We start from the raw sequence: 21972 nt of genomic DNA, 5'->3' as shown, positions 1-21972 counted from the left end.
TAGTCAGACTCCCATCCGCATGATGTCCTGGTAGGCGGACAACAGCTTGTTGCGCACCTGCAAGGTGGCTTCGAAGGCGACGCCGGCCTCCTGGCGGGCAAGCATGACCTTGGCGACGTCGGTGACTTCGCCCTTCTCGTAGGCGACCGAGAGGTCTTCCGAGCGCTGCTGCACCGCGTTCACCTCGCCCAGCGCATTGTGGAGCGCGGAGGAAAAGCCGGTCGCCGGGCCCTGATTTACCGTGATCCCGCCGCCCTGGCTGGCCGCCTGCGCGGTGTGGATCTCGCGCAGCAGTTCGTTCCGGGAGATGATCTGCTGGCGCAGTTGCAGGATCTGCTGGATGCCGCCGCCACTGGCGCCGATGCCGGGAAGGCTGCTCATCGGCCGCCTCCGATGGCGGCGCGGCCGATCTCGATGCCGGCCTCGCGCATCGAGGCGAGGCGGTAGCGCAAGGTGCGTTCGGAGATGCCCAACTCGCGGGCGGCGCGCAGGCGGTTGCCGCCGCAGGCCTCGAGCGTCTCGACGATGGCGCGCGCCTCGGAGTGCTGGACGATGCTCGCCAGCTTGCGGTCGCCGTCGATCGCCTCGCCCGGAGCAGCGGGAAGCGGTCCCATGTCGAGCCCGCCGATGACCGGGGTGCCGACGAGGCGCGCGGGGCTGTCGAAGACGATGTGTTCGGGCGCGATCTGCTTCGCGCCAAGCGACAGCAGCAGGGCGCGGCGCACCACGTTCTCGAGTTCGCGCACGTTGCCCGGCCACGAATGCAGCCGCAGCATCGCCAGCGCGCCTTCCGTGAAGCATGGCACGCCCCGCGAACCGGGGGATGCTCCTGCACCCATCCGCCCGGCGTGGCGCAGCGCCATCGCGAAGGCGAGCGGGGCGATGTCGTCAGACCGCTCGCGCAAGGGGCGCAGTTCCAGCGGGAAGACGTTGAGGCGGTAGAACAGGTCGGCGCGGAAGCGGCCGGCCGCGACTTCGGTGGGCAGGTCGCGGTTGGCGCAGGCGATCACGCGCACGTCCACTTTGATCGCGCGGGTCGAGCCGATCGGCACTACCTCCTGCTCCTGCAGCGCGCGCAGCAGCTTGGCCTGGAGCGAAAGCGGCAGTTCCGCGATCTCGTCGAGCAGCAGGGTGCCCCCGTCGGCCGCGCGCATGAAGCCCTCGCTGGCGGCGGTGGCGCCGGTGAAGGCGCCCTTCTGGTGGCCGAACAGCATGGCCTCCAGCATCGTCTCGGGCATGGCGGCGCAGTTGACCGCGATGAACGGCCGGTCGCGTCGCGGCGAGCGGGCGTGGATGAAGCGGCTGAGCACTTCCTTGCCGGTCCCGGTCGGCCCGTTGACGAGCACGGGAATGTCGCTGGCCGCGAGTCGCTCGGCCAGCGCGAAGACCGAAAGGCTCTCGGGATCGGCGGCGATCGGGTCCTCGGGCCCTGCCATGGCGGCCAGCAGCATGGCGAGCGCGGTCTCGCCCACCGGATCGGCGTACGTCAGCGAGGTCATCCCTGCGCCTTCGCGCGACATCGTCGCCACCGGACCGCGGGCCAGGCGGACGCAGCGGGTGCGCGGGCGGAGCGAGGTACGATCCGCGAAATCGCGGAAATCGATGGCTTCGACGTCGAAAAGGGAGGCGGCGATCGCGCCGGCGCGCTGGAGCAGCGGGCCATGGAGGCGAGCCGTTTCGTTAGTGATTTCCAGAGCGGCCATAATGCGGATTTCCTTGGAATTAACCAGTTCGCTGAAGCCGCTTATGCGTGGTTAACGGCAAAAAGAGCGGTAATTTAAGGCCGCGTAGATGTCCGTAATCGGCAAGTTTTTGCAGGGAGAGGTGGAATCCACTCGCCCCTTAAAGTTTCCCCGTCGCTGCCGGTCTAGGCTCTGGCAGCGGGCTGGATGGGCCGGCCCGGTTGCCCCGGCGAGTCCAGGCCTAGGCTCAGGCTCGGCCGGGATATCGGGACATTCAACGGGAACCTCATCATGTCAGTCATCAACACGAACATCAGCGCGATCCGCGCATCGAACGCATCGACGTCGGCGAACAAGATGCTGGGGACGGCGATGGAGCGCCTGTCGACCGGCAAGCGCATCAACTCGGCCAAGGACGACGCGGCGGGCCTGGCGATCTCGACCTCGATGACCTCGCAGATCAAGGGCATGAGCCAGGGCATCCGCAACGCCAACGACGGCATTTCGCTGGCGCAGACCGCGGAAGGCACGCTTTCGGAAGTGGGCAACATGCTGCAGCGGGTGCGCGAACTGGCGATCCAGTCGGCCTCGGGCACCTACCAGGCCTCGGACCGCGCCGCCATGCAGCAGGAAGTCTCGGCGCTGACCACGCAGATCGGCGACTCGTTCACCCAGGTCAAGTTCAACGGCAACACGCTGATCTCGACCACCTCGGGCACCGACCTGACCTTCGACATCCAGACCGGCTCGAACGCCGGCGAGAAGGTCACGCTGACCTCCAAGGCGATCGACGGCAGCAACCTGACCGCCTCCTCGCTCGACGTGACGACTTCGGCGCTGGCGACCACCACGCTCTCGAAGGTCGACGCCGCGCTCAAGGACGTCAACGCCACCCGCGCCTCGCTCGGCGCCGGCCAGAACCGCCTCGAATCGGCGATCAACAACCTGACCAACACCGTCACCAACCTGTCCGACGCCAAGAGCCGCATCGAGGACGCCGACTACTCCGCCGAGACCACCCAGATGGCCAAGGCCCAGATCCTCAGCCAGGCCTCCACCGCCATGCTGGCGCAGGCCAACCAGAGCCAGCAGAACGTCCTGTCGCTCCTGCGCTAAGCAATATCGATCAAGGCCTCCCGTCCCCCGGAGGGCCCCAGAGCGGGCGGCGCCCGGCGGTCAATCCCATGACCGCCGGGCGTTTCGGCGTAAGGTTTCGGCAATCCGGGCTGCGCCAGGGACGAAAGGCCGTCGGTTCAGGCTTCCTTGTAGTAGTAGGGCCCCAGGGCATCCACGACCGCCCTGGCGTCGAGCGCGCGGCCGTCCTGCTCGCCGGGGGCAAGGAAGCGCACGACCATGTCGGTCTTGTAGCCGGTCGGCACGCTGCTGATCGTCGCGCCGTACTGGCTGGTCGTCATGGTCCGGGCATAGTCGTTGCGCGCGGCGACGACGAAGCTGGGCTTGCCGGCCTCGATCGCCATCTCGGCGGCACGCAGCAGGGTCATCTCACGAACTACCGCCGGGGCCGTGGTCGCGCCGGTCAGCGAGACTTGCACCGAGCCGTCGGCATTGGGCTGCGCGCTGAAACCGTCGGTGTTCTTCACGCCCTGCAACAGCGTGGTGCCCATGCTGAATGCGGCCCCGACCAGTGCGCCGAGCACGTTGGGGCGCGAGCGCTTGTAGACCGAGTTCGTGCCTGCCGTTTCCGGCTCGATCGTCGCCATCCTGACCATGGAATCGAAGAGCGCCTTGCGCGCGGTCGCCTGCCGGTTCGAAGCCGGGTCGAGATCGCCGGGGAAGGCGGTTTCGGGCTGCCCTTGCGCGATGCGAACGGCCTTGAACAAGTCGGCGGTCACCGCGTCGACCGGCAGGCTGGCACCCTGCAGTCGCGCAATGGCATCGGTCTTGCGGCCTTCCTGCAGCGCGATCCGCGCCTCGATCCTGGTCTCGTAGGAGGCGATGAGATCGGCATAGGGCTTGAAGATGTTCGCCTGCGCCTCGGCGCTCAGCGTTTCGGGCTGGCCGGAGGACAGGGCCGCGAACCGGGCCTTGGTCTGCGCCATGTCGCGCCGGGCCCCCGCCACGTCGCCGGTCGTCGCACGGGCATAGGCAAGCAGCATCCCATTGGTGAGCTGCGAGCGCGAGGCGAGGACTTTCTGCAGCGACCCCAAGGGCGACAGCGACTTCTCGGGCGTCGTTGCCGGTACATCGACCGGGGGCAGGGCCAGTTGTGCCATCGCCTTGAAATCCCCGGCATAGCCGAGCACCGTAAGCTGGTACTGCGCGAAGTCCGGGTCGAGCCGGTTGGCCGCCAGCAGCGTCGCCTGCGCGGCGGCGTCGTTCTGGCCGTGGGTGAGCAGCAGGTGCGCCGCAACCCGCTGCACTTCCAGCGCATACGGCCGCGCCGCCGCGCTCTGCCGCGCGAGACGCAGGGCCTCGTCGCGGTTGCCCATCTGGTCGTAGACGAGCGCGCGCAGGAGATCGAGCGACACCGCCATGCTGCGCCGGTAAAGCGCATCGGCGGCGGCATCGCCCGCCGCCGCGCCCGCAAGGTCGATGTCGGCGAGCGCGCCGGGCAGGTTGTCGGCCTTCAGTTGCGCGGTGGCCCTGGCGCGCAGCAGGCGGGCGCGGCGCAGGTTCTGCGTCGCGAGCAGCTTGGGATGGGCGAGCGCGGCGGTGCAGGCGGCGATCACCGATTGCGACGATCCCGAGGCATAGTCGCCATAGCGCATGGTGTTCTGCGGATAGCTCAACCCGTCGGCCGACTTGCCCGGTTTGCCATTTCCATCGCATCCCGCGAAGACATCGGTGTCGGACGCATGCGCCGTCGCCGCGCACGCCACTCCGCAAAGCAGCATCGTGCTGCCGATCAGGCCTTTCATCAAGTGTAGTCCCCCGCATGCCGGCACCCCCGCCGACCGCCTTTTAAGACTACAACCCGGTCGAGTGGGCAAGCGCGCAAATGACCGTAGCCGTTGCAATGCTTGGGGAAAACGTGGCAGCGGCCATCGACCAGGCTTCAATCCAGCAGCGTGATCGATATCCGGCGGTTGCGCGGGTCGTGCGGGTCGGCGGGGATCAGCAGTTCCTTGTCGGCGACGCCCTCGATCCGGCGAAAGCGGTCTTCGGCGATCCCGTCGCGCATCAGGGCCTGGCGGGTGGCTTCGGCCCGACCGGCGGAGAGCGACCAGTTGTTGCCGTAAGTACCCGGCTTGTAGGGCAGCGCGTCGGTGTGGCCGCGCAGGGTCAGCTCGCCCTTGTCGGGGCCGAGCGCATCGCCGAGCGCCGCCAGCAGGTCCGAGGCCTCGGGCGTCAGCACTGTCGTGCCCATGCGGAACATCGAGAAGTCGGCATCGTCGACCAGGTCGATGCGGATACCCTCGGTGGTATCGACGAGGCGCACCTGGCGGGCCAGCCGGCGCAGCCGCTCGGTGGACCTGAGCTTGGCTTCCACGCGGGCGCGCTGGTTCTTGCGGGCGCCTTCCTTCGAGCCGCCGGTAGTGTCGCGCGGGACGGTGATCGCCTTGTTGCCGCTACCGCCGGGGTGGGGCAGCTTGTCCTTGGCGGTCAGCGAGGTGCCGCCGAGCAGCCCGGTGCCGGAGCCAGAGCCGGTCTTGCGGTCCTTGACGAGCGTGGGCGAGAAGTAGTCGGCGATGCCCTTGCGCTGCTTCTCGGTGGTGGCGCCCAGAATCCACAAGAGGAGGAAGAACGCCATCATCGCGGTCACGAAGTCGGCATAGGCGACTTTCCAGGCGCCGCCGTGGTGGCCGCCGGCGACGACGGTGATCTTCTTGACGATGATCGGGCGTGGGGGTTCCTCGGGCTTCTTCGCCACCTCACTTGCCCCGCATCGCGTCGAGCAGGTCGGAGAGGGTGGGGCGGAAGGCATGGCCGAGCCCCGAGCGTGCCGATTCGACCACAAGCGGCTGCGGCCAGCCGTGCAGGGACGCGATGACCACCTGCTTCACCGCGTGGAAGATCTGCTCGTCCGCCTCCAGCACTTGCTTGAGGCGGCCGGCCATCGGCGCGACCATGCCGTAGGCCAGCATCACGCCCATGAAGGTGCCGACCAGCGCCGAGCCGATCATCCCGCCCAGGATCGAGGGCGGTTTGTCGATCGAGCCCATCGTTTTGACTACGCCCAGCACGGCGGCGACGATGCCCAGCGCGGGTAGCGCGTCGGCGAGGCCCTGGAGGGCGTGTTGCGCCTCGTGGGCTTCATGGAAGTGGGTCTTCATGGCGTTGTCCATCACGTCCTCGACCGCGTGGACTTCCAGCGTGCCCGAGGAGACGACGATCAGCGTCAGGGTGTCGGCGATGAGGTGGATCAGCGCGTCGTTACCGAGCAGCCGCGGGAACTCGGCGAAGATGGCCGAGGACTTGGGGTCGGTGACGTGGCTTTCCAGCGCCACCGGGCCTTCGGAACGCAGCAGCTTCATCAGCCGGGTGACCAGGATGATGACGTCGATATGATCCTGCTTGTTGTGTTTCGGGCCCTTGAAGACCTTCATCATGCCGCCGCCCAAGCCCTTCAACTCGTGCATCGAGTTGCCGGTGACGATCGCTCCGATCGCCGCCCCGCCGATGATGAGCATCTCGTGCGGAATCGCCTCCAGCACCGGGCCCAGCGCGCCGCCGGTGATCGCGAAGCCCCCGAAGACCATCACCAGCAGGATGACGACGCCGATGATTGCGAACATGGTGGAGGGTCCTTCGTCGGGGCCGGGCGGGCGTCGGTTGCAGCGTGCGAGGCGTGCATGTTAGCCGGCAGTTGGTTATTTCCGCTTTTCAAACGCTTACGCAGATTTGCGTGGTTGCCCGTTCTGAACCGATCAAAACATTGGCGCTCGGGGCCGTTTGCGGTTGTTCACTCGCTTTCCTTGCGGTGGAGGTGACGGCCTTGTTCCTCGTTCAACCGTCACCTGAACTTGTTCCACGGTCCATCCCGCCGTTTCTGTGGGCATGGAGCCGAGCGGGAGGTCCGCTGCCCCAGAGCACCGGGCTGGCGGCGCGATGGACCCGCAAACACGTTCAGGGTGAGGGTGCATTTGGAGACGGAGACGGGCCTGCGCCTCAGGCCTCCGCCGCGGATCGCCCCCCAGTTTCAGCGCAACTGGTCGAACAGGCTCAGCCCCGAGAGCTTGCTGAAGCTGGCCTGGCTTGCTTCCAGAACCGTCAGCGTCTCCTGCAGGCGCGCCATGGTGGAGGCGATGTCGGTGCCGCCGATGTCGGCCTGCTCGGTGGAGCGCAGTTCCGAAAGGTCGGTGCGGCGTTCGGCGGTGAGGTCGATCCAGGCGAGGCGGGTGCCGACGACGGTCTGCCCGGTGCTCAGCGTGTCGAGCCCGGTTTGCAGGCCGGCCAGCGCGTCGGTGGCGGCCGTAGTGGTGGCGGTCCCGGTCTTGAGCGCGTCGGCCAACGCCTTGACCGTGGCCATCACGTCGGTCGGGTTGCCGTTCTTGTCAGTGAAGGACAGAAACTGCGGGCCGGTCATCGAGCGGGTGACGCTCTGGCCTTCACCCAGGGGCAGCTCCTCCGAACGCGCGGTGCCGACGTAGGCGGCTTTGCCCGAGGCGTCGAGCGCGTAGGCATCGCCTGCGTTCTCGCCGCCGAACAGCGCGTGGCCGTTCGAGTCGCGGGTGTTGGACAAAGTGACGAGATTCGAATGGATCTGGTCCAGTTCGGCGCCGATGGCGGTCCGCTGGTCGGAGGTGAGCGTGGACGAGGCGGCCTGCGTGGCCAGCTCCTGCGCGCGGATAATCGCATCGGCCATGTCGGACATGGCCGAATCCGCCAGCGTCAGGTCGGCGTTGGCGCGCGTCGCGTTGGCGGTGTCGATCTGGGAAAGCGTCTCCAGCCGCGACAGCGAGCGCAGGCGCGAGGCAGCGACCGGGTTGTCGGACGAGCGCTCCAGCTTGCTGCCGCTCGAAAGCTGCGACTGCAGGGCTTCGGCCTGCGAGCGCAGGGTCTTCATGTCGGTGCGCGACTTCTCGAAGAAGGCGCCGCTGCTGGTGGTGATGGTGGTCATGGCGGCCCTACCTGACTGCGAGGATGGAATCGAAGATGTCGGAAGCGACCTGCATTACCCGCGCCGAGGCCTGGTAGGCCTGCTGGAAGCGCACGAGATTGACCGCCTCGTCGTCGAGGTTGACGCCCGACTGCGCGGCCAGCGCGGTCCTGGCGCTGCCGGCGATGGAGTCGAGAGCGTCGCGCGTGGTGCTCCGTCCGGCCACGGCGCTGGAGATGCCGAACAGCAGCGTGTCCATGGCGCTTGCGGGATCGGCGGTGGTCAGGGCGGAGCGCATGGCGGTGAGGTTGCCGACGTCGCGGCTGTTCGCGCCCGCGCCCGCAGGCGCCGTGGCAATCGCGCTGCCGCCGCTCGCGACCATGGCGATATCGGCTGCGCCGGTGCCCGAGAACAGTGGCTGGCCGGCATTGCCCGCAAGGTCCACGCCCGAGGCCTGCGCGGTGTTGATGGTCGTGACGATGCCTGCCGCCACCGCGTCGAGCTGCGAGCGGGTCCCCGACAGTTCGAGCAGCGCCTGCGCCTTGCCGGCGATCGCGCCGGAGCCGAGCGTCACCGCCTGGCTGTTCACCGTGAAGGACAGCGTCCCGTTCGTGCCGGTCGCCATCGCCAGCGTATTGGCGCTGGCGCCCGAGACGAGCGCGGAGCCGGTCGGGCCTCCCAGCATGACCGAGACGGTCCGATCGGGATTGATGGTGGTGGTGATGTCGGCATGGTCGCTGAGCTGCTGGAGCAGGGCGTCGCGCTGATCGAGCAGCCCGCTCTGGTCGGCCGCCGCATCGCCGGCACGCATCAGGCGCAGGTTCACGCGGGCCAGTTCGCCGGCGATGCGGTTGACCTGCGTGACGCCGTCCGAGGCTTCGAACTGCAGCCCCTTGGCGGCGGCGTCGAGGCTTTGCGATGCGGTGTTCAAGGTCTGCGCCAGCGTGCGGCCGTCTTCCACAACCTGGGCGCGAAGCGAACCGTCGGTGGGGTCGGACAGGAGCTGCTTGAGGCTACCCTCGAAGGCGACGACGGAATCGTACACACCGCTTTGTTCGATGGCGGCCTCGACGTTCTCCAGCCCCTGCACTTCGGCCGAGGCACGGGCGGCGTCGGAGCCGGTGCGGCGCACTTCCGACTGGCGGAACACGTCGGCGTTGCGCACGATCCCGGTGATCCGCGCCCCCGCCAGGGTGATCGCGCCGGGGGCGGAGAGGCTGGTGGTGCCGGCCAGTTCGCTCACTGCGACGCTGCGGCGCACGTAGCCTTCGGAGCTTGCGTTGGCGATGTTGTTCGACGTCACGTCCAGCGCGGTGCGGGCGACGCGGGCGCCGGATCGGGCGATCGAGAGAAGGTCGGAGGCCATGGGTTACGCGTGTCCGTTGGGTCTAGCCGGGGTTCGTCTGGATAGAACGGCAGCAGCCGCGTTGGTTGAAGGGGCCGGGTGGCTGGCTCGATTCGCTTTCACGCAAAGGCGCAACGGGCTTGTGCTCGCGGCGCGGCCGCCTCCTCGCCCGACGACCAGAGTCGATCCAGGGAAATGGCCTGCGGCTCTGCACGACACCTTCGCGCCTTTGCGCCTTCGCGTAAGCCAGTCCCCTTTTTTCTCCGCGTCTCCGCGTCTCCGCGTGAAATCCGGTCATTCGCCGGCTTCCGCAGCCTTGCCCTTGTCCGAGGCAGCAGGATCGCCACCGACGAAACGCGCCATTTGCGCCTCGATGATCGCCGCGAGCCCGATCGAGCCGCTCTGGACCGTGAGGTCGGCGAAATGTTCATCCTGCATCTGGCGGAAGGTATCGACGCCCTGACCACCGGATATATCGCCCGCACCGCCGTCGCCGCCGAAACTGGTCTTGCGCGCGGCGGCGAGCATCTCGCGCATGAACACCGCCTCGAACTGCTTGGAGACGGTGTGCAGTTTCTCGCGATCGGTGGCGTCGGCCTTGGTGGCCATGCCGGGGACGGAAGGCAAGATCGTGCTCATATCACCACCATTTCGGCCTTGAGGGCGCCGGCCTGCTTGAGCGCTTCGAGGATCGCCACGAGGTCGGACGGGGTGACGCCCAGCATGTTGAGCGCATCGACCACTCTGGACAGCGAGGCACCGCCCTTGAACAGCGCGACCGAGCGCTGCTCTTCCTGCACCGAGACGTTCGAATGCTGCTCCACTTCGGTGCGGCCCTTGCTGAACGGCGCTGGTTGGACGGCCATAGGGTTCTCGTCGACGCGCACGGTGAGCTTGCCGTGACTGATCGCGGCGGGGGAAAGGCGCACCGCGGAGTTGATCACCACGGTACCGGTGCGGCTGTTGACGATGACGCGCGCGGCGGTCTCGGCCGGGTTCACGTCGATCATCTCGATCGCGGCCATCATGCTGGCGCGGCTGTCGGCGTCGCCGGGCATGCGCAGGGCGAGCGTCACGCCGTCCTCGACGGTGGCGATGCCGGGCAGGCGGCTGTTGATGGCATCGCGCACGCGGGAAGCGGTGAGGAAATCGGCCTCGAACAGGTTCCAGCGCAGCGTCTCGCCCGCGTCGAAGCCGGTCGCGACGGCGCGTTCCACGCTGGCGCCCTCGGCGATGCGGCCCACGGTCGGGATGTTGACAGTGACTTTCGAGCCGTCTTTGCCCGAGGCGTCGAGCCCGCCGACCGCGAGGTTGCCTTGCGCCATCGCGTAGATCTGGCCGTCGGCGCCGTAGAGCGGGCTGAGGATCAAGGCCCCGCCGCGCAGGGACTTGGCCTTGCCGATGGTAGAGACGGTCACGTCGATACGCTGGCCCGGCTTGGCGAAGGCGGGCAGGTCGGCGGTGATGACCACGGCGGCAGCGTTCTTGAGCCCGGGCGCAACGCCCGCCGGCAGGGTCAGGCCCATGCGGCCCGACACGCCCTTCATCGCCTGCGTCAGGTATTCGAGGTTGTCGTCCCCGGTGCCGGGCAGGCCGACGACGACGCCGTAGCCGGTGAGCTGGTTGGTGCGCACGCCCTGGAACTGGCCGAGATCGCGCACGCGCTCGGCATGGGCGGGAACGGCGAGCAGGCTCAGCGCGGCCAGCAGTGCCATGGCGAGGTTGCGCGGGAATGACGGGGTTTTGGGCGTCGAAAGCAGGTTCATGCGCAGGCTCATCAGAACGGCGATATCTTGTTGAAGAATCGCCCCAGCCAGCCCTGCTTGCTCGCGCTCTGCAAGGCGCCCTTGCCGGTATATTCGATCGAGGCATCGGCCACGCGCGAGGAGGCGATCTGGTTTTCCGCGTCGATGTCGGCGAGGCGCACGATGCCGGAGAAGCGGACCCATTCGTCGCCCTGGCTCAGCAGCATCCGCTTCTCGCCCTTGACCAGCGCGGTGCCGTTGGCACGCACTTCGGCGATGGTGACCGACAGCGTCGCGTCCAGCGCGGATGTCTGCGCTGCATTGCCCTGGCCGTTGAACGAGGCGTTCGACCCGGCCTTGAGCGCATTGGGGTTGAGGAACGACAGCAGCCCGGAGGTCGGCGGCGTGATCGAGGCGCTGCCGCTCTTGCCGCTCTTGGAACTGACCGCCTTGGAGGCGGTGGTGCTCTCGACCAGCAGTATCGTCAGCGGATCGCCCACCCGCGCGGCGCGGGTGCCGGTGTAGAGCGGCGCATAGCCGGTCGCGACCGAGAAGATGCCGCCGGTGATCGGCACCGGCGCCGCAGGCAGGGCCGGGGGCAGCGTGGCCTCGAAGCCCGAGGGCTTCGGGGCCTTCTTCGCCAGTGCCGGCGTGGCGGTGAGGGCCAGCGCCAACCCGATCCTCCCCAACATGGGGAGGGGGAGTATCTTGGCACGCGCTTTCATCACAGCGTCTGGTTGGCGTTGCGCAGCATTTCGTCGACCGCCGAGATCATCTTCGAGTTGATCTCGTAGGCGCGCTGCGTCTCGATCATGTCGACCAGTTCCTCGACGACGTTGACGTTCGAGGCTTCCAGCATCCCCTGGCGCACATGGCCGCGGCCCTGCTCGCCGGCGACGCCGATCTGCGCCGGGCCGCTGCCGGCGGTCTCCAGCATGAAGTTGTCGCTGGCCGCCTGCAGCGCCACCGGGTTGGTGAAGCTGGCCACGGTGATCTGCCCGAGCTGGCTCGGCTCCGACTGCCCGGCAAGCTGCGCCGAGACGGTGCCGTCGTCCGAAACGGTGATCGAGGTCGCGCCTTCGGGGATGGTGATCGCCGGTTGCAGCGGATAGCCCTGCGAGGTCACGAGCTGGCCTTCCGCCGTGCGGCTGAAATTGCCCGCACGGGTGTAGCCGAGCTGGCCGCCGGGAAGCTGGATCTGAAAATAGCCATCGCCATCGAGCGCCATGTCGAGCGCGTTGCCGGTGGTCTGCAGTGACCCTTGCGTCTCCATGCGCGTGGTCGACTGCACGGCGACGCCGGTGCCCAGGTTCAGCCCGGTGGCATAGGCGGTCTCGGTCGACGACTGGGCGCCGGCGACCCGCGCGTCCTGATAGGCGAGCGTGGCGAAGTTGGCGCGGTCGCGCTTGAACGCGGTAGTCGAGACGTTGGCAAGGTTGTTGGCGATCACGCGCATGCGCGTGTCCTGGGCCTCGAGCCCGGTGCGGGCGACCTGCAGTGCGGAACTGGGCATGATCTGGATCCTCTGGGCTGTGACTGTCAATCGATGCGCATCAGGCGCGCGCCGGCTTCGTCGAGCTGGCCGGCGGTCTGGACCAGCTTGGTGCGCATATCGAAGAGGCGCTGCGCCGCGACCATCTCCACCAATACTTCGGAAGGGTTTACGTTGGACTGCTCGAGGGCTCCGGGAATCACCTGAGCATTCTCGTCTACCGGCAGGATTCCGCCGTTCGGCACGCGAAACTGGCCGGCGATGTCCTTGGCGATCCGGGTGCCCGCGGTGCTGACCAGCTTGAGCTTGTCCAGCACCTGCGGGGCCGCGTCGGGAGTCTCCGGGTCCTGCACCAGGACGCCGCCGTCCGGCGCGATCGAGACTTTGGAGCCGGGCGGAATTGTGACCGGGCCGGACTGGCCCACCACCGGCAGCCCGTCGCCGTTCTGCAGCACGCCGGTCAGGGTGATCGAAAGATCACCGCGCCGCGTGTAGCTCTCCTGGCCGTCCATCGCCTGCACCGCCAGCATCGCATCGCCCTGCATGGCGATGTCGAGCGGCTGATTGGTGCGGTTGAGCCCGCCCGCCTTCATCGAGGCGCCGGTGACTTCGGTGCTGGAGAGCGTCCGCGTTTCCAGTTGCGGCCCCTCCAGCGTCATCGGCGTCGCCTGCAGGATTTCCGCCTTGAAGCCGACCGTCTGGGCATTGGCCATGTTGCTGGCGATGACCCGCTCGCGGTTGAGCGAGGCGTTCATGCCCGAGACGGCAGTGTAGATCAGGCGGTCCATCGGCGGGTCCTTTGCCCCCGTCGTCCCGGGCTCGACCCGGGACCGTGGGATACTCTTGAGGCGACGGCGCGACGCGGGCCACTGCGACGTCGCATTTCAGCGGTCCCCGCTTTCGCGGGGACTACGACGCTCATCAGTTGCGCAAGTTGATGACGGTCTGCGAGATCTGCGTGGCGGTATCGATCGCCTTGGCATTGGCCTGGAAGTACCGCTGCGCGCTGATCAGCTCGACCAGTTCCTCGGCGATATCGACGTTCGAGCGCTCCAGCGACCCCGACATCAACCCGCCCAGCGTGCCGGTGCCCGGCTGGCCGTAGGTCGCGGCGCCCGACTTGCCAGTGGCGGTCCACGTCGAGGCGCCCATCTGCTTGAGCCCGTCGGGCGCGATGAAGTTGGCGACCGCGACGACGCCGAGGTCAGAGTTCGAACCGTCGTCGTACGTGGCGGTGACGTGGCCGTCCTGGCTGATCGTCACGCTCGAATAGGGCGACCCGCTGGCGTTGACGGTGGGAATCTGCACGTCCTGGCGCGAGGCGGTGCTGACCGCGCCGTTGACGATCGGGAACACCTGCAGCCGCGCGTTCGAGGCGTTCTTGATGAAGCCGTTGCCGTCCACGGTGAACGAGCCGTTGCGGGTATACTCGGTCTGTCCCGAAACCGGCGAGACGGTGGTGAAGAAACCTTCCCCGTCGAGCGCGAGGTCGAGCGCCGAGCCGGTTTGTTCGATCGCGCCGAGCGAGAATTCCTGGCTGATCTTGCTGACGCGCGAACCGATTCCGACGGTCAGCGCCGGATCGGTGATGACCGAGGACGAGACGATGTCGGCAAACGCGGTCGAGCTTTTCTTGAAGCCGGTGGTCTCGGCATTCGCGATGTTGTGCGCCACGACGTTGAGTTCGGTCTGGGCGTTCTTGAGGCCGGTGAGCGAGGTGTAATAGGACATTTCAGGTTCTCCGAAGGATAAGGTCAGGCGGTCTGGGCGGCGGCGAGGGCGGCCACCGCGTCGGCGGTGGATTTCTGCGCCTCGGCCAGGGTGTCGAGCTGGGCCGAGATGGTCTTGAGCGTCTCGCCCATCTCGGTGGTGCCGGCGAGCGAGGAGAACTGGGCCATCTGCGCCAGCATCTCCTTCTGGTCGACGGGGTCGAACGGGTCCTGCTGCTGCATCTGGGTGGTCATCAGCTTCAGGAAATCGCCCTGGCCGAGCGAGGCCATGGAGGTCTTGTTGGCGACGGGGGAGGCCGTCGTCGTGTTGGTTACGGCTGTGACGGTCATTTCATCCTCATCGTTTCGAGCATCAGTTGCTTGGCGGTGGACAGGGCCTCGACCATGTTCTGGTACTGGCGCGAGGCTTCGAGCATCTCGACCATCTCGGCGTTCTCATCGACGGGAGCGGACCACACGTCGCCGTTTGCGTCGGCGAGGGGGTGATCGGGATCGTGTTGGCGGACCGCCGCGGCCTTCTCGCGCATCACGCCCGAGACGGCGACGGTGGACAGGCCGCTGGCGCGGTCGAGGTCTTCGGAGAACACGGCGCGGATCGGCTTGTATGCGCCTTCCTCGGTGCCCGAGACGGAGCCCGCGTTGGCGAGGTTGGAGGCCGCCGCGTTCATCCGCACGAGTTGCGCGGACATCCCGCGCTGGGCGACGCCGAACAGGTTCAGGGGATTGGCCAAGCTCAGTCTCCCCGCAGCGCGCGCTTGACGGTGTCGACCCGCCCGCGAATGAATTCGAGCGTGGTCGAATAGCCGACCGCGTTCTCGGAGAAGGCGAGCTGTTCGTTCTGCAGCTCGACCGTGTTGCCGTCGAGCGAGGGCATCACCGGCACGCGGTAGAGCGTGGCGGCGCTGGCCGCCTTGTCGACGCTGGCGCCGGCATCGGCGGCCTTGATCGCGGCACCGAAGTCGATGTCGCGCGCCTTGTAGCCGGGGGTGCCGGCATTGGCGATGTTGGAGGCGAGCACGCCCATGCGCTGCGACCGCAGCTCCAGTGCCTTGCCATGTATTCCGAACAGGTCCTGCGTCATTGATTGGGGTGTCCCGGACTGATGTGCCTGGTGCTTCGCAAGACGCGTGCCAATCGGTTGCAGTGCCGATTTCCGGGGGCGCATGCCCATGGCGGCGCAAGCCTTGCCAGCGGGGGGCGGCAAACCTTTGCCGGTTGGCGGCAAATGCACGCCTCCGCCTGAAACGGGCCCGGCCCCGCCGTTCTCCTTCTCGAACGGAGAACCTGCCGATGATCGCCCATACCTTGTTCGACCCCACCAGCGCCGCGATCGTGGTGGGTGGGACGTGCGTCGCCACGGTGCTGCGCAGCGGGGTATGGGATACCCGCATGGCGTTCGCCGCCGTGGGACGGTTGCTGCACCCCCGCTTCAGCGCCGCGCGGGCCCGGGCCGAACTTGCCGTCCCGGTCCAGGAAATGCAGCAGGACGGGGTCATCCGCGCCGAACCCCATCACTTCGGCGATGCCGAGTTCGACGACCTCACCGATGCGCTGATCGGCACCCGCTCGCTGGACGCGCTGCACGGCGCCCACGTCGCTCACAAGCGCCGCCGGGTGGACCATAGCCGCCGCGCCGTGCGGGTGTTCGAGCAGGCCGCCGAGCTGTCGCCGGTGTTCGGGCTCGCCGGCACGCTGGTCTCGCTCACCCGGCTTCCGGCCGATCCGGGCGCGGCGGGGGACTTCACGGCGGCGATCTCGATGGCGGTGCTGACCACGCTCTATGGCCTGCTGCTGGGCAACCTCCTGTTCGCCCCGCTCGCCCGCATGATCGCACGCCGCGCCGCCGAGGAGGAGCGCGAGCGCCAGCGCGTGCTCGACTGGCTGGAGACGCAGGTCGCCGGCGCTTTGCCGGGCGCCCATGGGGTCCGCGTACGATGAAAGGTAAGTCGAACTTCGGCTGGCAGACTTCGCTTGCCGACCTTTCGCTGATCCTCTTCATGCTGAGCGCCACGGCCTTGCAGCGCCAGCCGCCCGCCAAGCCAGCGCCGCCTGCCGTAGTGCACGAATCGCCCCGGTCGGAACCGCTGGCGGTCTACGAGGCCGGTCCCGGTGCCCCGTCGCTCGGCGCCTGGCTCGCGCAGCAGGCCGGCGATCCGCGCCAGCAGCTCACCATCACCGCTCGCTACGGCGAGGCGCCCGGTGCCCGCGAGGCCGCATTGCGCGAGGCGGCGCGACTGCTGGGCGAGGCGGGGACGGCGGGGCGCTCGGCGCGACTGGTGGTCGAGCCCGGGGCCGGGCCGGCGCGCGTGGCGCTGGCCTACGATACCCCGGATCAAGTGGCACGGGACTTGCTGTAGAGGCGCGGAAATGTCCTTGCCGAAAGTTAGCCGATGTCCGCCAGCCTGTTTCTCCTCGCCGCCGTCGCCACGGCGCCGTTTGCCGATCTCGACGCCATCGACCGCCAGGTGGCGCGCTTCACCGGCGCGTCGGCGGGCGAGCTGGGCGGCGCGGCGACCCCGGTCGACCGGCGGCTGCGCCTGCAGCCCTGCCGTAGCGCCCTGGCGCTCTCGTGGCGCACGCAGGCCCAGGACAGCGTCGTCGTCCAGTGCGCCGATCCCTCGGGCTGGCGGCTGTTCGTGCCGGTCCGCAGCGGCGGGACCGGGCAGGGTGACCCCGCCGCAGTGACGCGCGGCGATGCCGTGTCGATCGCCGTCTCGGGCGAGGGGTTTACCGTCTCGCAGCCCGGAGAGGCGATGGAGTCCGGACCCGTCGGTGGCTGGATCAGGGTGCGCCCGGTGGCGGCCCCGGGCAAGATCGCCCGTGCCGACGTGATGCGCGCGCGGATCGAGCGGCCGGGGCTGGTCTCGGTTCCGCTGCCGTGAGCTTCGGACCGTCCAGGCAGAAACCTGCCGCCCATCCCCTTTAACCTGCCGCCGCCTTGCCGTTCTGCAGCTCAGGACATCTCAAGGAGCGGCACAATGCCACCAATCGAAGTGGGTTCAGCCCCGCGCATCGGCGCCGTAGACGCCCGGCTGCCACGGGTAAGCGAAGCCAGCGTCGCCGGCCCGGTGGCGAAAGTGCAGACGAGCAATCCCGTCTCGGCGGCCCCGGCCGTGGAGACGACCCAGGCCCTGGATCCCGGCGCCGCCCCGATCGACACCGATCGCGTGGCGCTGATCCGCAAGGCGGTGGAATCGGGCACCTACCCGGTCGTCCCCGCGAAGATCGCCGACGCCATGATCGCGGCCGGCATGTTGCTGAGGAGCGCACACTAAATGTCAGAGTCCCAACTTCGCGATGCCCTGCGGCAGATGCTTGCCGTTCTCGAGGAGGAGCGGCAGGCCCTTGCCGGTCTCGACCTCGACGCGATCGTCGGGACGACTTTCGACAAGGACCGCCTGTGCGGCGCGCTCGATACGCTGGGCGCGATCCATCTCGACGAGGAATGCCGCTCGATGCTGGATGCCGCGCGGCGGCAGAACGAGGTGAACCGGCAGGTCCGCAACATCATCGCCGCCAACGTCACGCGGCGGTTGAATGCGCTGACCGGGAGCCCGCAACTGTACCGGATACCGCCGGGCTATGCGATGGCGGGGCGGTAGGGGTTCTTGCGTCGTCGCGTCTGGCACGCCTCTTGCTGAAACGCTCTCGCACCATTTGCCGGGAGTTTCCATTGAGCGACGGACAAGTCTTCGGGAGGGCGATCGCCGGCGCGGGAGCTGCGGGAGGGACGCAAGTGCGTGCCGCCATCGCGCAGGCCGCCGAAGCCACCGGCGTCGATTTCCGGTACCTCATGGCCCAGGCCAAGCTGGAATCGAGCCTCGATCCGACCGCCCGCGCCGCCACCTCCAGCGCGGCGGGGCTCTACCAGTTCACTTCCGGCACCTGGCTCTCGACGCTCGGCCGCCATGGCGCCGAGCACGGCATGGGCTGGGCCAGCGACGCGATCCAGGGCGGCAACCTCGACGCCGCGACGCGCGCGCAGGTCATGGGCCTGCGCTACGATCCGCAGGCCTCGGCGCTGATGGCGGGGGAACTTGCCGCCGACAACCGCGCCGACCTCACGGCCCGCCTCGGCCGCGAGCCGGATGCGTCCGAACTCTACCTTGCCCATTTCCTCGGTTCGGCCGGCGCCGGCCAGTTCCTCGAGGCGCTGGCCGACGACCCCGGCCAGAGCGCGGCGGCGATCCTGCCGAAAGCCGCTGCCGCCAACCGTTCGATCTTCTTTGCCAGCGGCGTGCCCCGTTCGGTCGGACAGGTGATGGCATTGATGCGCGACAAGGTCGCCGGCGCCATGGAGGGCGAGTTCTCTCCCGGCCCCGCGGTCGACTACGGCAATCCGGGCATCGGGCCAACCATCGCCTACGAAACAGCCGGGCTGGAGATCGCGAACTACCAGCCCTCCGGCCCGATCGCCCGCGAGTTCCACGCCAGTCTTCCCGCGACGGCGGCAACCGCCCCGCGCTCCATGGCCGATACCCTGCAGGCCACCTTCGGCGCGTCCGGTGGCGCCGCCTCCGGACATGTGCGCGAGGCCTATTCCAAGCTTGCGAAACTGGGCCTGTGAGCATGTTCTCGCGGATCCGCAATCCTGGCGCCATCGCGCTGCCGGCCGGGATCATGGTGCTCATCGTCCTGATGATCGTGCCGGTCCCGGCCTTCGTCCTCGACGTCGCCTTCGTGCTCAACATCGCGCTCTCCGTCGCGGTGCTGATGGCGGCGATGAACGCGACCAAGCCGCTCGACTTTTCCGCCTTCCCTTCGGTCCTGCTGTTCGCGACGTTGCTGCGCCTCTCGCTCAACGTCGCCTCCACCCGCGTCGTGCTGGTCCACGGGCACGAGGGCGAGGCCGCGGCGGGCAAGGTGATCGAGGCCTTCGGCGCCTTCCTCATCGGCGGCAACTTCGCGGTCGGCATCTTCGTGTTCCTGATTCTCGTCATCATCAACATGGTGGTCGTGACCAAGGGTGCAGGGCGCGTCTCGGAAGTCTCCGCCCGTTTCACTCTCGATGCCTTGCCGGGCAAGCAGATGGCGATCGACGCCGACCTCGCCGCCGGGTTGATGACCGCCGACGAGGCCAAGGCTCGCCGCCGGGAAGTCGCCACCGAGGCCGATTTCTACGGCTCGATGGACGGCTCCTCCAAGTTCGTGAAGGGCGACGCGATCGCGGCGCTGCTGATCCTGGGCGTCAACATCGTCGCCGGTTTCTGCCTCGGCATGATCTCGCACGGGCTGACCGCCGCGCAGGCCGCGCAGACCTATATCACCCTGGCCATCGGCGATGCGCTGGTGGCGCAAGTGCCCTCGCTGCTGCTCTCGATCGCCGCCGCCGCCATCGTCACTCGCGTCTCCGACAGCCGCGACCTGGCCGGGCAGATCGGCAACCAGTTCGCCGCCCCCGGCACCTGGTTGCCCGTCGCCGTGGTGCTTGGTGCCATCGGCATGATCCCGGCGATGCCGCAGACGATCTTCCTGCCCGCCGCCGCGCTGGCGGCGTGGCTGTGGCACTCCTTGCGCAAGCGCGCGGAGCGGGCGCTGATCGCCTCCATCGTGGTCGAGGAGCCGGCGCTGCCGGTCGACCCCTCGAGGATCGAGCTGGACGATGTCTCGGACCACACCCTCGTCACCATCGAACTGGGGTATGGCCTTGTCCAACTGGTCGACGAACGGCGTGGCTCGCCGCTGGTCACGCGCGTCACCGGCGTGCGCAAGCAGCTTAGCCAGTCGTTCGGCTTCATCGTCCCGCAGTTCCGCGTGCGCGACGCGCTCGACATGCCGCCGCACGAGTATCGCATCGTGCTTGGCGGGGTGAACCTGGGCGGCGCCGCGATCCGCGCCGACAAGGTCCTCGCCATCGACGCGGGCGAGGCGAATCTCAATCACGCCCTGCGCGGCGAGGCCTGCTTCGACCCCAGCTTCGGCTGCCCGGCACTGTGGGTCGATCCCGCCGCGCGCGACCATGCCACCGCCGAGGGCTTCCTGACCGTGGACCCCGGCACGGTGATCGCCACCCATCTCAACCAGTTGCTGTCCGCACGCCCGCAGGACCTGCTTGGCCCCGATCAGGTGCGCGCGCTGATCGATGCGCTCAAGGAGCATTCGGCCGGCCTCGTCGAGACCGTGTACCCTGCGCCGTTGAGCCTCGCTGCCATCACCCGGCTGCTGCGCGCGCTGCTGGAGGACCACATCCCGATCGCGCACCTGGTGCCGATCTTCGCCAGCCTCTCGCGCGCCGTGCAGCAGACCGCCGACCACGACCGGCTCGTCGAACTGGTCCGCGCAGACCTCGGCGCACTGATCGTCGGGCGCATCTGCCCGCCGACGCAGCGGCTGCCGGTGGTCACGCTCGACGCCGGGCTGGAGGCGGCGATCGTTCAGGGCATGGTCGATCCCGCCACCGGCCAGCCGGTCATCGAGCCCGACCTTGCGCGCATGATCGGGGAACGCATCGCCGCCGTAGCCGAGTCGCGCGGGCCCCACGCGATCCCCCTGACGCTGGTGGTCCAGCCGCGTGCCCGCCGGGCGCTGGCCGCGCTGCTGCGGCTGCGCACGCCGGCCTGCCTGGTCCTCTCGATCTCCGAACTCCCGGCGACCCAGCCGATCGAGGTCGTCGACGTCATCGGCGCCGCCGCGCCCGCGCCTCTCGAGCCTCGCGGCCTGCCCGCACCCGACACTGCCGAAAGCATGGCTGCATGAACCAGATGTCCCTTTCGACTTCCAACCCGTTCCCCGCCGCGCGCCGCGCCTATGCCGGCGATGTCGCCGACCGCGTCCGCCGCTTCCTGCCGATGGTCCGCCGCCAGGCCTGGCACGTCCACGGCACCGGCCGGCCGGGCATCGAGCTGGAGGACCTCGTCCAGGCCGGTCTCGTCGCGCTGACCGAGTGTGCGCAGAAGCATGCAGGTCCCACCGAGGACGGCTTTGCCGCCTACGCCAAGATGCGCGTGCGCGGGGCGATGGTGGACATGATCCGGCGCACCGTGCCGATGTCGCGCGGGGCGAACGAGCGGCGTCGCCACCTCGCCGAGAAGGAAACCGCCCTGCGCGGCACGCTAGGCCGTGATCCGCTGCCGCACGAGCTGGCGCGGGCGATGGGCATCGACGAAAGCGAACTGGCCACCCTGCGCAACGCCAGCCAGCCGCTGCGCTTCGATTCTATCGACGAGGTCTATTCAGACCAGAACATGGCCTTCGCGACCGAGACCCCCGACAGCTTCGCGATGCTGGCGGACGAGGAAACGCGCGGCGCCGTCATCGCGGCGATCACCGGCCTGCCCGACCGCCTCAAGCTGATCGTCCAGCTCTACTTCGTCGAGGAACTCAACCTCGCCGAGATCGCCGAGGTGCTCCAGGTTTCCGTGCCGCGCGTGCACCAGTTGAAGGCGCAGGCGATCGACAAGTTGCGCAGCGGCCTGCAGGGCGTCGTCGACGTGCTTTGAGAGCCCATGCTTGCCGCGCGAGGTTGAAGGTGCATCTTTTGAGGGCGAGCCGATCGTGTTCCTTGCCTGAGCGACGCGTTGGTCGCCGTGGACCGCGAGGGGCCGCTCACGATCCTCACCATCGACCGCCCCGAAGCCAGCAATGCCCTGAACGAAGGAGCGCAACGTGGCTGGCGGCAGCTTTCGAGGCATTCGCGCAGGGCGATGAACGGTGGGTCGCCATCGTTGCCGGCGCCGGAGAAAAGGCCTTCTGCGCCGGGCTTCGTCAACGAGGTCAGCGAAGGCGACATTATGGACACGGCACGGCGCTGGGCGGCACAGCTACCGGACGCCCGCCCGATGCCGGGGTGCACCACCAAGGAGGCCGCCGTACACGGCCTGCCCACGCCTTTGGACCAGGCGTCGATCGATCATTGGTCCTATCCCGCGATGGAGACGATGCTGGCGTCCGAGAACCACGCCGAGCGACCGCTGGCATTCGCGCAGAAACGCGCACCACAGTGGAAGGGGCGCTGACGCCCGCTCCCCGGAAGACCGG

The 21972-nt window shown here is 68.5% G+C and carries 26 protein-coding genes; 10 read left to right on the top strand and 16 right to left on the bottom strand.

The window, feature by feature from the left end:
- Positions 1–3 precede the first annotated feature (3 nt).
- The gene (fliE, locus tag ACFFDA_RS20080; protein ID WP_404482526.1) at positions 4–381 is read right to left on the bottom strand and encodes a flagellar hook-basal body complex protein FliE; all 378 of its coding nucleotides are present in this window, start codon (positions 379–381) and stop codon (positions 4–6) included.
- Positions 378–1703, bottom strand: a complete 1326-nt coding sequence (locus ACFFDA_RS20075; RefSeq protein ID WP_404482525.1) for a sigma-54 interaction domain-containing protein — start codon at positions 1701–1703, stop codon at positions 378–380. The genes fliE and ACFFDA_RS20075 overlap by 4 nt, the downstream gene beginning before the upstream one ends.
- A gap of 270 nt (positions 1704–1973) precedes the next feature.
- On the opposite strand from ACFFDA_RS20075, the gene ACFFDA_RS20070 reads away from it, so the two are divergent.
- Positions 1974–2798 carry a flagellin gene (locus ACFFDA_RS20070; RefSeq protein WP_404482524.1) on the top strand — a complete coding sequence of 275 codons (825 nt, stop codon included), beginning with the start codon at positions 1974–1976 and terminating at the stop codon, positions 2796–2798.
- Between the two features lie 137 nt (positions 2799–2935).
- Here ACFFDA_RS20070 and ACFFDA_RS20065 read toward each other — a convergent pair whose 3' ends face one another.
- From ACFFDA_RS20065 to flgB, 14 genes are all read right to left on the bottom strand, one after another.
- Entirely contained in the window at positions 2936–4561 is a 1626-nt protein-coding gene (locus tag ACFFDA_RS20065; protein WP_404482523.1) for a hypothetical protein, read from the bottom strand.
- Between the two features lie 137 nt (positions 4562–4698).
- Positions 4699–5514, bottom strand: coding sequence for a flagellar motor protein MotB (locus ACFFDA_RS20060; protein WP_404482522.1), 816 nt, complete (start codon positions 5512–5514; stop codon positions 4699–4701).
- A 1-nt stretch (position 5515) separates the two neighbouring features.
- Positions 5516–6379 (bottom strand): flagellar motor stator protein MotA, encoded by an 864-nt coding sequence (gene motA, locus ACFFDA_RS20055; RefSeq protein ID WP_404482521.1) that lies wholly within the window; start codon positions 6377–6379, stop codon positions 5516–5518.
- A gap of 404 nt (positions 6380–6783) precedes the next feature.
- Positions 6784–7704: a flagellar biosynthesis protein FlgL gene (locus ACFFDA_RS20050; RefSeq protein WP_404482520.1), complete on the bottom strand. Its 921-nt coding sequence runs from the start codon at positions 7702–7704 to the stop codon at positions 6784–6786.
- A gap of 7 nt (positions 7705–7711) precedes the next feature.
- Positions 7712–9049 (bottom strand): flagellar hook-associated protein FlgK, encoded by a 1338-nt coding sequence (flgK, locus tag ACFFDA_RS20045; protein ID WP_404482519.1) that lies wholly within the window; start codon positions 9047–9049, stop codon positions 7712–7714.
- A gap of 273 nt (positions 9050–9322) precedes the next feature.
- Entirely contained in the window at positions 9323–9667 is a 345-nt protein-coding gene (locus ACFFDA_RS20040) for a rod-binding protein (protein ID WP_404482518.1), read from the bottom strand.
- Positions 9664–10794 carry a flagellar basal body P-ring protein FlgI gene (locus ACFFDA_RS20035; protein ID WP_404482517.1) on the bottom strand — a complete coding sequence of 377 codons (1131 nt, stop codon included), beginning with the start codon at positions 10792–10794 and terminating at the stop codon, positions 9664–9666. Before ACFFDA_RS20035 ends, ACFFDA_RS20040 begins: the two co-directional genes overlap by 4 nt.
- Positions 10795–10805: 11 nt before the next feature.
- Positions 10806–11498 (bottom strand): flagellar basal body L-ring protein FlgH, encoded by a 693-nt coding sequence (locus ACFFDA_RS20030; RefSeq protein ID WP_404482516.1) that lies wholly within the window; start codon positions 11496–11498, stop codon positions 10806–10808.
- Complete coding sequence (gene flgG / locus ACFFDA_RS20025; protein ID WP_404482515.1) at positions 11498–12286, bottom strand: flagellar basal-body rod protein FlgG; 789 nt, start codon at positions 12284–12286, stop codon at positions 11498–11500. Before flgG ends, ACFFDA_RS20030 begins: the two co-directional genes overlap by 1 nt.
- A 26-nt stretch (positions 12287–12312) precedes the next feature.
- On the bottom strand, positions 12313–13053 hold the full coding sequence (locus ACFFDA_RS20020) for a flagellar basal body rod protein FlgF (protein ID WP_404482514.1): 741 nt from the start codon (positions 13051–13053) through the stop codon (positions 12313–12315).
- 133 nt (positions 13054–13186) lie between these two features.
- On the bottom strand, positions 13187–13996 hold the full coding sequence (locus ACFFDA_RS20015) for a flagellar hook-basal body protein (RefSeq protein WP_404482513.1): 810 nt from the start codon (positions 13994–13996) through the stop codon (positions 13187–13189).
- A gap of 23 nt (positions 13997–14019) precedes the next feature.
- Positions 14020–14325 carry a flagellar hook assembly protein FlgD gene (locus ACFFDA_RS20010; RefSeq protein ID WP_404482512.1) on the bottom strand — a complete coding sequence of 102 codons (306 nt, stop codon included), beginning with the start codon at positions 14323–14325 and terminating at the stop codon, positions 14020–14022.
- Positions 14322–14732, bottom strand: a complete 411-nt coding sequence (gene flgC, locus ACFFDA_RS20005) for a flagellar basal body rod protein FlgC (RefSeq protein ID WP_404482801.1) — start codon at positions 14730–14732, stop codon at positions 14322–14324. Before flgC ends, ACFFDA_RS20010 begins: the two co-directional genes overlap by 4 nt.
- Complete coding sequence (gene flgB / locus ACFFDA_RS20000) at positions 14729–15076, bottom strand: flagellar basal body rod protein FlgB (protein ID WP_404482511.1); 348 nt, start codon at positions 15074–15076, stop codon at positions 14729–14731. The genes flgC and flgB overlap by 4 nt, the downstream gene beginning before the upstream one ends.
- Positions 15077–15285: 209 nt before the next feature.
- On the opposite strand from flgB, the gene ACFFDA_RS19995 reads away from it, so the two are divergent.
- The 9 genes from ACFFDA_RS19995 to ACFFDA_RS19955 all read left to right on the top strand — a co-directional run bounded on the left by ACFFDA_RS19995 (position 15286) and on the right by ACFFDA_RS19955 (position 21950).
- Positions 15286–15933, top strand: a complete 648-nt coding sequence (locus ACFFDA_RS19995) for a MotA/TolQ/ExbB proton channel family protein (protein ID WP_404482510.1) — start codon at positions 15286–15288, stop codon at positions 15931–15933.
- Complete coding sequence (locus ACFFDA_RS19990) at positions 15930–16352, top strand: hypothetical protein (protein WP_404482509.1); 423 nt, start codon at positions 15930–15932, stop codon at positions 16350–16352. Before ACFFDA_RS19995 ends, ACFFDA_RS19990 begins: the two co-directional genes overlap by 4 nt.
- A 33-nt stretch (positions 16353–16385) precedes the next feature.
- Complete coding sequence (locus ACFFDA_RS19985) at positions 16386–16877, top strand: flagella basal body P-ring formation protein FlgA (protein WP_404482508.1); 492 nt, start codon at positions 16386–16388, stop codon at positions 16875–16877.
- Positions 16878–16973: 96 nt separating this feature from the next.
- Entirely contained in the window at positions 16974–17270 is a 297-nt protein-coding gene (locus ACFFDA_RS19980; RefSeq protein WP_404482507.1) for a flagellar biosynthesis anti-sigma factor FlgM, read from the top strand.
- On the top strand, positions 17271–17597 hold the full coding sequence (locus tag ACFFDA_RS19975) for a flagellar protein FlgN (RefSeq protein WP_404482506.1): 327 nt from the start codon (positions 17271–17273) through the stop codon (positions 17595–17597).
- A 134-nt stretch (positions 17598–17731) separates the two neighbouring features.
- Positions 17732–18562, top strand: a complete 831-nt coding sequence (locus tag ACFFDA_RS19970; RefSeq protein WP_404482799.1) for a lytic transglycosylase domain-containing protein — start codon at positions 17732–17734, stop codon at positions 18560–18562.
- A gap of 2 nt (positions 18563–18564) precedes the next feature.
- Positions 18565–20691, top strand: coding sequence for a flagellar biosynthesis protein FlhA (locus ACFFDA_RS19965; protein ID WP_404482798.1), 2127 nt, complete (start codon positions 18565–18567; stop codon positions 20689–20691).
- Positions 20688–21434 carry a sigma-70 family RNA polymerase sigma factor gene (locus ACFFDA_RS19960; RefSeq protein WP_404482505.1) on the top strand — a complete coding sequence of 249 codons (747 nt, stop codon included), beginning with the start codon at positions 20688–20690 and terminating at the stop codon, positions 21432–21434. The genes ACFFDA_RS19965 and ACFFDA_RS19960 overlap by 4 nt, the downstream gene beginning before the upstream one ends.
- A gap of 78 nt (positions 21435–21512) precedes the next feature.
- Positions 21513–21950, top strand: coding sequence for a hypothetical protein (locus ACFFDA_RS19955; RefSeq protein ID WP_404482504.1), 438 nt, complete (start codon positions 21513–21515; stop codon positions 21948–21950).
- Positions 21951–21972 lie beyond the last annotated feature (22 nt).

It is taken from the genome of Novosphingobium sp. BL-52-GroH, from assembly GCF_044813085.1.
In the GTDB taxonomy this organism is placed as follows: Bacteria; Pseudomonadota; Alphaproteobacteria; order Sphingomonadales; family Sphingomonadaceae; genus Novosphingobium.
This window is presented reverse-complemented; position numbering and strand designations above follow the sequence as displayed.

Bases quoted from the DNA above. Each gene is read 5' to 3' on its own strand.
- ACFFDA_RS20065 (WP_404482523.1), bottom strand. From the start codon at position 4,561: ATGAAAGGCCTGATCGGCAGCACGATGCTGCTTTGCGGAGTGGCGTGC.
- ACFFDA_RS20070 (WP_404482524.1), top strand. From the start codon at position 1,974: ATGTCAGTCATCAACACGAACATCAGCGCGATCCGCGCATCGAACGCA.
- ACFFDA_RS19965 (WP_404482798.1), top strand. From the start codon at position 18,565: ATGTTCTCGCGGATCCGCAATCCTGGCGCCATCGCGCTGCCGGCCGGG.
- ACFFDA_RS19975 (WP_404482506.1), top strand. From the start codon at position 17,271: ATGTCAGAGTCCCAACTTCGCGATGCCCTGCGGCAGATGCTTGCCGTT.
- ACFFDA_RS19985 (WP_404482508.1), top strand. From the start codon at position 16,386: ATGTCCGCCAGCCTGTTTCTCCTCGCCGCCGTCGCCACGGCGCCGTTT.
- ACFFDA_RS19960 (WP_404482505.1), top strand. From the start codon at position 20,688: ATGAACCAGATGTCCCTTTCGACTTCCAACCCGTTCCCCGCCGCGCGC.
- ACFFDA_RS20015 (WP_404482513.1), bottom strand. From the start codon at position 13,996: ATGTCCTATTACACCTCGCTCACCGGCCTCAAGAACGCCCAGACCGAA.
- flgB (WP_404482511.1), bottom strand. From the start codon at position 15,076: ATGACGCAGGACCTGTTCGGAATACATGGCAAGGCACTGGAGCTGCGG.
- flgK (WP_404482519.1), bottom strand. From the start codon at position 9,049: ATGGCCTCCGACCTTCTCTCGATCGCCCGATCCGGCGCCCGCGTCGCC.
- ACFFDA_RS20020 (WP_404482514.1), bottom strand. From the start codon at position 13,053: ATGGACCGCCTGATCTACACTGCCGTCTCGGGCATGAACGCCTCGCTC.
- ACFFDA_RS19990 (WP_404482509.1), top strand. From the start codon at position 15,930: ATGAAAGGTAAGTCGAACTTCGGCTGGCAGACTTCGCTTGCCGACCTT.
- ACFFDA_RS20075 (WP_404482525.1), bottom strand. From the start codon at position 1,703: ATGGCCGCTCTGGAAATCACTAACGAAACGGCTCGCCTCCATGGCCCG.
- ACFFDA_RS20050 (WP_404482520.1), bottom strand. From the start codon at position 7,704: ATGACCACCATCACCACCAGCAGCGGCGCCTTCTTCGAGAAGTCGCGC.
- ACFFDA_RS19980 (WP_404482507.1), top strand. From the start codon at position 16,974: ATGCCACCAATCGAAGTGGGTTCAGCCCCGCGCATCGGCGCCGTAGAC.
- ACFFDA_RS20010 (WP_404482512.1), bottom strand. From the start codon at position 14,325: ATGACCGTCACAGCCGTAACCAACACGACGACGGCCTCCCCCGTCGCC.
- ACFFDA_RS19995 (WP_404482510.1), top strand. From the start codon at position 15,286: ATGATCGCCCATACCTTGTTCGACCCCACCAGCGCCGCGATCGTGGTG.
- ACFFDA_RS20030 (WP_404482516.1), bottom strand. From the start codon at position 11,498: ATGAAAGCGCGTGCCAAGATACTCCCCCTCCCCATGTTGGGGAGGATC.
- motA (WP_404482521.1), bottom strand. From the start codon at position 6,379: ATGTTCGCAATCATCGGCGTCGTCATCCTGCTGGTGATGGTCTTCGGG.
- ACFFDA_RS20035 (WP_404482517.1), bottom strand. From the start codon at position 10,794: ATGAACCTGCTTTCGACGCCCAAAACCCCGTCATTCCCGCGCAACCTC.
- ACFFDA_RS20040 (WP_404482518.1), bottom strand. From the start codon at position 9,667: ATGAGCACGATCTTGCCTTCCGTCCCCGGCATGGCCACCAAGGCCGAC.
- flgG (WP_404482515.1), bottom strand. From the start codon at position 12,286: ATGCCCAGTTCCGCACTGCAGGTCGCCCGCACCGGGCTCGAGGCCCAG.
- fliE (WP_404482526.1), bottom strand. From the start codon at position 381: ATGAGCAGCCTTCCCGGCATCGGCGCCAGTGGCGGCGGCATCCAGCAG.